Genomic DNA, 6934 nt, shown 5'->3' on the forward strand with positions numbered 1-6934 from the left:
CGGCGTGCTCGACCGCGTCGACGGCACGCGCGGCGCGGTCGAACTGGGCGTCGGCCTGCTCGATGGTGTCGACCAGGTCGACGACGGCGGCGGCGAGGGGGGAGGCGTCGGCGAGGCGGCGGGCCTCGGCGCGCTTCTCGGCGGCGCGGTGGCAGGGCGCGCACAGCTCGTACCCCTTGTCGAACAGGGCGACGGCTTCCGTGGCGTCGAGGTACCGCGTGATGGCACGGCCACACAGACCGTCGTCGTTCGGCGAGTAGTGAACGCGCTTGCCCTTGCCGATCACGGCGTACCTGACGCCGGCCTGCTCGGTGAACGTCTGCTGCTCCATGGGGTTAGCTCCCGTGGTTGCGATGGGTGCCGGTGTGCAGCCGGCGGGGTGAACGATGCTCACTGTACTAGGTTCTGAACTAGGTTCACAAGGGGTTCGCAGAAGGGGCCCGGGATCAACTCCGGGCCCTGCTCTGTGAGTTGGGGTCACGCGGCCCGGGGGGTGCCGGCGTCCGGGGCCGCGGGGGCGAGCAGCAGGGGCAGGCAGGCCGGCCACTCCCACACGCGACGGCCGCGGGCGTCGCGTCCGGTGTCCGCCCCGCACGCCTCGCCCGTCCGGCAGGTCACGGTCGGCGGGTCGGCCGGGGCCGCGCGCACGACCAGGGCGCCCCCGCATGACGGGCAGGGCGTCGGCAGGGTACGGCTCCCGGTGATCGCGTCCGCGGCGACGATGCGGGCGACGCGCTGCTCGCAGGCCCGGGCCACCCGTGCGGCTTCATGCAGTGCCCACTCGGGGAGCGGGGAGAACGGGGCGGCGACCAGGGTGTCGCCGAGCTGCTCGGGCTCGGTGTCCTCGTCGAGCACACGGCCCTCGACGTACACAGCGGCCCAGTGCAGACCGTGTGCGCGGGATCCCGCGGCGGTGCGCGCATCCGGTGCGCCCGGGTCGGCGAACGTCCAGCGGCGGACGTCGTCGGGGCCGGCGTGCTGCACGGCCGCGGCGAGGGTGTCGGCGAGGTCGAACACCTGCTGCTCGACGAACAGGGCGGCGTCGAGGGCGTCGAGATTCGCCGGTGCTGGGTGCTGGCGCAGGGTGAGCGGCGCCCGGTCCTCGACCAGTAGGGCCCCCTCGTCCGCGGCCCCGGTGTTCAGGAACGCGCGCGTCTCGGCCGGCGGCCACGCCGAGGGGGCGGGCGGTGTCTCGACGGCGGCGAGCAGGGCGCCCCACTGCTCCCGGATGGTGCGCAGGCGCTCGGCGGTGCGGATGGCGACGGGGTGCTGCACGGCTGGTGTCTCCTCGACGGGGTGTGGCTGGTGTGCGGGGCGAGGCGGTTACGCGGCCTGGTCGAGCGGCTCGACGTACGGGAGTTCGGCGGCGATGGCGGCCTCTGCGGCGGCGGCGCGTTGCTGCGCCCGGCGTACCGCGGCCTGCTGTCCCCCGGACTCCCGGCGGTACCGGTCGCTCTCGGCGAACTCCTCGTCGAGCAGGGCGCGCAGGCGTTCGGCCTCGGCCGGGGAGGTGCGGGCGTACCGGGCGAGCAGGTTGTCGACCTGCGCGCGGCGGTCGAGGCGGGCCTGCTCCCGTACGGCGCGGGCGGTGCGGCTCATCGTGCGGCCTTCCTGGTGGCGAGGGCGGTACAGGTGGGGCAGGTGGGCGAGCAGGCGCCGCGCGTGTCCGCAGCGTGGCGCCTGCTCGGTCGAGGGGGCCGGATGCTGGGGCGGACGATGCCGAGCAGCCGGTCGAGGAGTCTCACGGCGTGGTGTCCCGGGTGGTCGAGCAGGCCGTGCAGTCGGGCGAGCAGGCGCGGCCGTGGGTGAGCAGGGCGCGCAGTTCGCGGTCGAGGGGGTCGGGCCGGCGGCATACCCGGGCGCAGGTCTGCACGATGCCCGGGGAGAACACGACGACCAGGGCGACCAGGGCGACGCCGGCCGGGCTCATCGGGTGACCACTGCTGCGCGCGGCACGTCGTAGAACGCGAGCAGCTCCCCCTCGACGACGCGCAGCTCGGCGTCGGCGACGGGGCGGTCGGCCCGGTTGAGTTCGGCGCGCACGGTGTCGAGCAGCTCGGCGACGTCGAGCAGGGACGCGGGGAGCGGCAGGGCGTGCTCGGTGCGGGTGAGGTGGACGGTACGACGGGTCGGGCTGCTCACTGCTGCGCCTTTCTCTGTGGCGGTGGGGGAAGGGGTGGGCCGGCGCCACGGTGGCGCCGGCCCGGTCGAGCGGTGGCTGCTACGCCTTGCGGGGGCCCTCGACTCCGCAGGCCGCGCAGATGAAACCGGCCGGCGGCTGGTCGTCGCACTGCGTGCAGGTGTCGAGCGGAACGAGCAGGGCGACGGGCTCGACGTCGAACAGGTACGCGGCGGCCTCGATGTCGTCGGCGGTCCACGCGCGGCCCCCGGGGCGTTCGAGGGCGTACCAGGTCTGCGCGCTCACGGCGCGGCCGGTGACGGTCTCCCACTCCTGCCCGGCCTGCTCCTGCGTCCAGCGCTTGCGGCGGCGCAGGATGCGGACGTTGGCGCTGATGACGTCGGCGAGAGGGAGCGGCGAGGCGGCGAGGGTCTGCTCGGTCATGGTGTCCGGGTCCGTTCGGGAAGGTGGGGAAGGTGGGAAGGGGTGCCGCCCCCTGCGCGCGGGGGCGGCATCGACCGGTCGCGGGCGACGGTCAGTACGGGGGCTCGTCTCCGTATCCCTGCGCCGGGTACTGCTGCTGCGCGTACTGCTGCTGCGGCTGCTGGGCACGCTGTGCGGGGCGCTGCTGCTGCGCGGTGTTCCACGGGTCGTCGGCCGGCTGCTGGCGCTGCTGCTGGCCGTTGCTGGCGTTCTGGCCGGTGGTCTTGGTGACGGTGGCGGTGGCGCGGAGCAGGGACGGGCCGACTTCCTCGACGTCCAGCTCGACGACCGTGCGCTTTACGCCCTCGCGGTCTTCGTACGACCGCTGCTTGAGCCGGCCCTGCACGACGACGCGCATTCCGCGGGCGAGAGACGCGGCGACGTTCTCGCCGAGGGAGCGCCACGCCGAGCAGGTCAGGAACAGGGATTCCCCGTCCTTCCATTCGTTGGCCTGTCGGTCGAATGTGCGCGGGGTGGATGCGATGCGGAACGCTGCGACGGGGGCGCCTGCGGGGGTGTACCGCAGCTCGGGGTCGTCGACCAGGTTTCCCACAACGGTTATGACGGTCTCGCCGGACAACGGCTCTCCTCTTTCGTGCATGAAACGAAACGCGGTGAAACGAATCGTACGTGAAATCTATCGGGCATGGGTCGCCCTGTCCCTCCGAATTCGGGAGGGGGGCTACCGGATTCCGCGACGGCCCACGACGTGTCGGCAGGTGCGACGGCCGCGGTTGTCCCGGCTGGTCGGGGCCTGCCTCATGAGTCGCTCGTACAGGTCGAGGTCGTCGTCGTCCTGGTCGTGCTCGACGGCCTGGTGCTCGACGACGGGCGGCTGCTCGGCGGGCGCGGCCGGGGTGGGCGGCCGGAACGTACGGACGTGGCGCCACTGCCAACCCCCGGCGTCCTCCTCGACGGTGGCCGTGGCTCCGTCGCGGGCCCACCTGCGGGCGAGGGCAACGACGCGGGCCCGGTCGGTCTTCTCGTACCGGCTCTCGGGCGCGGGGGCCGGCCAGACGGCGACGACTCGGTACGTGCGGGGGCGGCTGCTGCGGCTCATGCGGCGGACTCCTGACGGTGCAGTGCGGCGGCGGCGAGGTCGAGGCGGGAGGGGTGCGGCTTCGAGCGTCGGGCGTTGCCCCGTGCGCCTCCGTCGAGGCCCATACGGCGGTTGCGGCACGGTTCGCCGGCGGGGGCCTGGCACCACTCGCACCGGACGGCCAACGGGTCGGGGCGCCCCTCGACGGCCGCGGCTTCCCGTGCGGCCCGGGTCGGGCGGAAGCGGGCGAGGTCGGCGCGCACGGCCGGGGGGATGCAAGAGCCGATGGCGCGCAGGCGGGCCTCGACCGCCGGGTCGACCGTGGCGCCGCTGGTGATGGCGCGCTGCTCGTTCGGGGGTCGCTGCCCGGCGAGGACGGCGTGACGGGTGCCGAGCAGCTCGGCCCGCCACGACTCGACGTCGTCCGGGTCGGCGGTCGGCACGGGGTCGGTGTGCCGGGCGAGGCGGTCGGCGGAGTGCTTCGCCCACTGGCGGGCGACGTCCACGGGCAGAACGGGGTACGGCGAGCTGACGACGTGCGACCGGATCGCGGTCCGGGCGTCCCACCCGTAGTCGGTGGCGAGGGGGACGTCGCCGAGCAACTCCTGCCACTGGTCGACCTGGTCGCGCAGCTCGCCCGGGTCGGTGCGCATCGTGCGGGGGTCGAGGCGGCCCATGTAGGCGAGCAGGCCGGCTATTTCGCGGCGGTCCATGGGGTTACTCCGTTCCGGTCGGGGCGTCGTCGAGCAGGGCGAGCAGGGCGGCGGTGTGGGCGTCGGCCCGGGTCATGCCGGCCGCGGGAGCGGGCGCGGCGGGGGATCCGCCGGGCAGGGCGTAGAGGTTCGGGCGGCCGGGGGCGGGGGTGCGCTCCCGGGTGATCCACGAACGCCAGTCCGCGGCCCATCCGGCGGCGGGGCGGGGCGCAGCAGCAGCTCGGTACGCGCGCCACTTCTCGTCGGCGGCGAGCAGGCCGGCCTCGCCGAGTCGGTCGAGGTGCCCCTCGCGTTGTGCCCACGCGAGGGCGTCGTCGTCGACCTGCCACTCGGCGGCGGGGGAGAGAGCAGCAGCTCTCTTACCGTTCACCTTCGGTTCTCTTCTGTTCTGGGGGTCGGATTCCGGTCCTGCGCCGGGTCGGAATCCGGTCCCCCCGGGGGTCGGAATCTGGTCCCCCGGGTCGGAATCCGGTCCTCCCTCGGACGGGTCGGCAGGGCCGGAATCCGGTCCCCCGGGGGCCGCATTCCGGTCCCCCTCGGCGGGCTGCTCGGCGAGGAATCGAGCGGCGGCCGGCAGGTGGTAATACGTTTCTCCTCGCGGCCCCTTGCGGCCCGTGAGCAGCACAAGCTCGTCGCCGGCGAGCAGCTTGTCGAGGGCGTCGCGTACGGCCGTCCTTGACGCGTTCGCGCGCTTCATCAGGGCGGGGACGGACGCGTACGCCATGCAACGCCGGTCGACGCACCGGTCGGCGATCAGGGCGAGGACCATGCGGGCGGTGCCCTTGCTGCTGCTGTGGTCCCACACCCATTCGCGGGCGTCGTAACTCATCGGGTCGTACTCCTACAGGTCAAGGTCGAGGGCGAGCTGCTCGGCGCGGGGGCGGCAGCCGTACGGCGGGAGCAGGCCGGGACGGTGCGGGTGGTGTCCGCGGGGCGGCCGGCGTCCGAGGGCGCACTCGACGACTTCGCGCGGCGTCATCCGGCGGCCGTTCGGCCGGGTGATGGCGAGGGGGTGCGGGGTCGGGTCGAGCAGGTCGCCCCCCGGCGTGCGGATCACGGGGACTCCGCACGCCGGGCAGGGGATCGTCGGCGGTCTCAGGGCGGGCCGTCCTCGCCTGTCGGCCGCGGCGCCGGCGTACCGGGCTCGGGCTTCCCGGCGAGGCGCGCAGGCGTGTGCAGGGGGCATCGGGGCCCTTGGATGTACGGCCGGGCCCCGGGGATGCGGCAGTACCGCCGGCGGTCGCCGATCCAGTGCGCGCACTTCACGCGGCGGCCCCCTCGACCAGGGCGAGGGCGTCGACCTGCCCGGGGCCGGCCGCGGCGTGCTCGGTCCGCGGCTTGCGCCGGCGACGCTTCCGCGGGACGGCGGGCACGGTCTCGGGGTACGGCCGGTCGTCGCCCCCGATGCCGAGCTGCACGGCCGGCGGCGGGAGCAGCAGGGGCCACTCGACGCGGGCGAGGGCCTGCCGGTTCTTCGCCGGCACGGGGGCGAGGGGCTCGTCGAGCCAGTCGTGCCCCATGGCGAGCAGGGCGTACGCGTCGGCCTGGTTGTCGTCGCGCAGGGCGACCCCGTACCGCGGGCCGACGGCCTCGACGACGGCCTGCTTTCCGGCGCGGCCGTCACCGGTCGCGTACTTCGCCCGGGCGGTCGGGGTGACGACGGCGACGGGGATGTCGCGCGCGGCGAGGCGGTCGACGACCAGCCACCACAGGCCGGCCCGGTCCCACGTTCCGGCCCCCTTCGAGCCGTAGCTCGGGCCCTCGACGACGGCGAGGTCGCACGCCCCGACGGTGTCGAGGATCCGGTCGGCGAGGCGGTGCAGCCGCGTACGGCGCATCGCGTACGTGTCGGTCCGCTTGCCCTTGCTGCCGAGGGTCTGCGCCCACCCGGCGCCGGCGATGCCGGCACCGGTCAGGGACAGGTCGAGTCCGCGAACAATGCGGCTCATGCTGCGGCCTCGCTCTCGTCGGCCGCGGCCGGGGCCGGCGCCGCGGTGGGCGCCGGCGGGGCGAGCGCGGGCAGGACGATGGGGGCGAGGATGCCGGAGCGCCACGCGTCGGCGACCAGTTCGCGGCCGGCGCGCTTCACCTTCGACGCCCGGGTGAAGTTCACCGAGTGCGTGCGGGCGCGGCTCGGCTTGATCTCCACGCCGGGCACGTCGAACAGTTCGCCCGTCTCGGCGTCGTGCACCTGCGCAACGCCGGCGGCCGTCATCTGTTCGAGCAGCAGCGCAACGAACTTGGGCTGCACGGCCTTGACCAGCCGCGCGGGGACGGGCCGGACCAACTTGGTGATGGCCTCGCTCGGGAACGTCTTGTGTGCCCACTCGACGAACGCCTGCTCGTCGGTGATCTTGGCGGCCTTCTCGCCGCCGGACAGGCGGACGTCGCCCACCTTGGTCCCGTCCGGCAGGGTCGCGTCGAACTTCGTTCCGCCGGTCGTGCGCTGCTGCTCGTCGAGCATGGCCTGCACGTCCGCGCGGGCGGCCTTGTACGCCGTGTCGACCTGGTCGAGCAGGGCCTTTAGGACGGCTTCTTTCGTCGTGGCGGCCTTGATCTGCGCCGGGGTGTACTTCGGCG

13 protein-coding genes are annotated in these 6934 nt (G+C 74.5%); all 13 read right to left on the reverse strand.

All coding sequences use genetic code 11. The features are described 5' to 3' along the window. Positions 1 to 331, reverse strand: a 331-nt coding sequence (locus IE312_RS12375; protein WP_189981116.1) for a hypothetical protein, incomplete at its 3' end; no start/stop codon positions are given. A gap of 146 nt (positions 332 to 477) precedes the next feature. Beyond that, entirely contained in the window at positions 478 to 1275 is a 798-nt protein-coding gene (locus IE312_RS12380; RefSeq protein ID WP_189981118.1) for a hypothetical protein, read from the reverse strand. Between the two features lie 48 nt (positions 1276 to 1323). After that, entirely contained in the window at positions 1324 to 1599 is a 276-nt protein-coding gene (locus IE312_RS12385; RefSeq protein ID WP_189981120.1) for a hypothetical protein, read from the reverse strand. 142 nt (positions 1600 to 1741) lie between these two features. Beyond that, a complete protein-coding gene (locus IE312_RS12390) occupies positions 1742 to 1930 on the reverse strand; it encodes a hypothetical protein (RefSeq protein ID WP_189981122.1) in 189 nt (62 codons plus the stop codon). Then, positions 1927 to 2142 carry a hypothetical protein gene (locus IE312_RS12395; protein ID WP_189981124.1) on the reverse strand — a complete coding sequence of 72 codons (216 nt, stop codon included), beginning with the start codon at positions 2140 to 2142 and terminating at the stop codon, positions 1927 to 1929. Before IE312_RS12395 ends, IE312_RS12390 begins: the two co-directional genes overlap by 4 nt. 79 nt (positions 2143 to 2221) lie before the next feature. After that, on the reverse strand, positions 2222 to 2563 hold the full coding sequence (locus IE312_RS12400; protein WP_189981126.1) for a helix-turn-helix domain-containing protein: 342 nt from the start codon (positions 2561 to 2563) through the stop codon (positions 2222 to 2224). Positions 2564 to 2654: 91 nt separating this feature from the next. Beyond that, entirely contained in the window at positions 2655 to 3182 is a 528-nt protein-coding gene (locus IE312_RS12405; RefSeq protein ID WP_189981128.1) for a single-stranded DNA-binding protein, read from the reverse strand. Between the two features lie 102 nt (positions 3183 to 3284). Continuing rightward, positions 3285 to 3662 (reverse strand): hypothetical protein, encoded by a 378-nt coding sequence (locus IE312_RS12410; protein ID WP_189981130.1) that lies wholly within the window; start codon positions 3660 to 3662, stop codon positions 3285 to 3287. Next, on the reverse strand, positions 3659 to 4354 hold the full coding sequence (locus tag IE312_RS12415; RefSeq protein ID WP_189981131.1) for a zinc finger domain-containing protein: 696 nt from the start codon (positions 4352 to 4354) through the stop codon (positions 3659 to 3661). The genes IE312_RS12410 and IE312_RS12415 overlap by 4 nt, the downstream gene beginning before the upstream one ends. Before the next feature lie 4 nt (positions 4355 to 4358). Then, positions 4359 to 5183: a helix-turn-helix domain-containing protein gene (locus IE312_RS12420; protein WP_189981133.1), complete on the reverse strand. Its 825-nt coding sequence runs from the start codon at positions 5181 to 5183 to the stop codon at positions 4359 to 4361. 12 nt (positions 5184 to 5195) lie between these two features. Continuing rightward, entirely contained in the window at positions 5196 to 5411 is a 216-nt protein-coding gene (locus IE312_RS12425) for a hypothetical protein (protein WP_229899605.1), read from the reverse strand. A gap of 205 nt (positions 5412 to 5616) precedes the next feature. After that, the gene (locus IE312_RS12430; protein ID WP_189981135.1) at positions 5617 to 6303 is read right to left on the reverse strand and encodes a hypothetical protein; all 687 of its coding nucleotides are present in this window, start codon (positions 6301 to 6303) and stop codon (positions 5617 to 5619) included. Beyond that, a partial coding sequence (locus tag IE312_RS12435; RefSeq protein ID WP_189981137.1) for a hypothetical protein occupies positions 6300 to 6934 on the reverse strand: 635 nt, incomplete at its 5' end. The genes IE312_RS12430 and IE312_RS12435, both read right to left, overlap by 4 nt.

Origin of the sequence: Streptomyces capoamus, assembly GCF_014654935.1 — a bacterium.
Lineage (GTDB): Bacteria > Actinomycetota > Actinomycetes > Streptomycetales > Streptomycetaceae > Streptomyces > Streptomyces capoamus.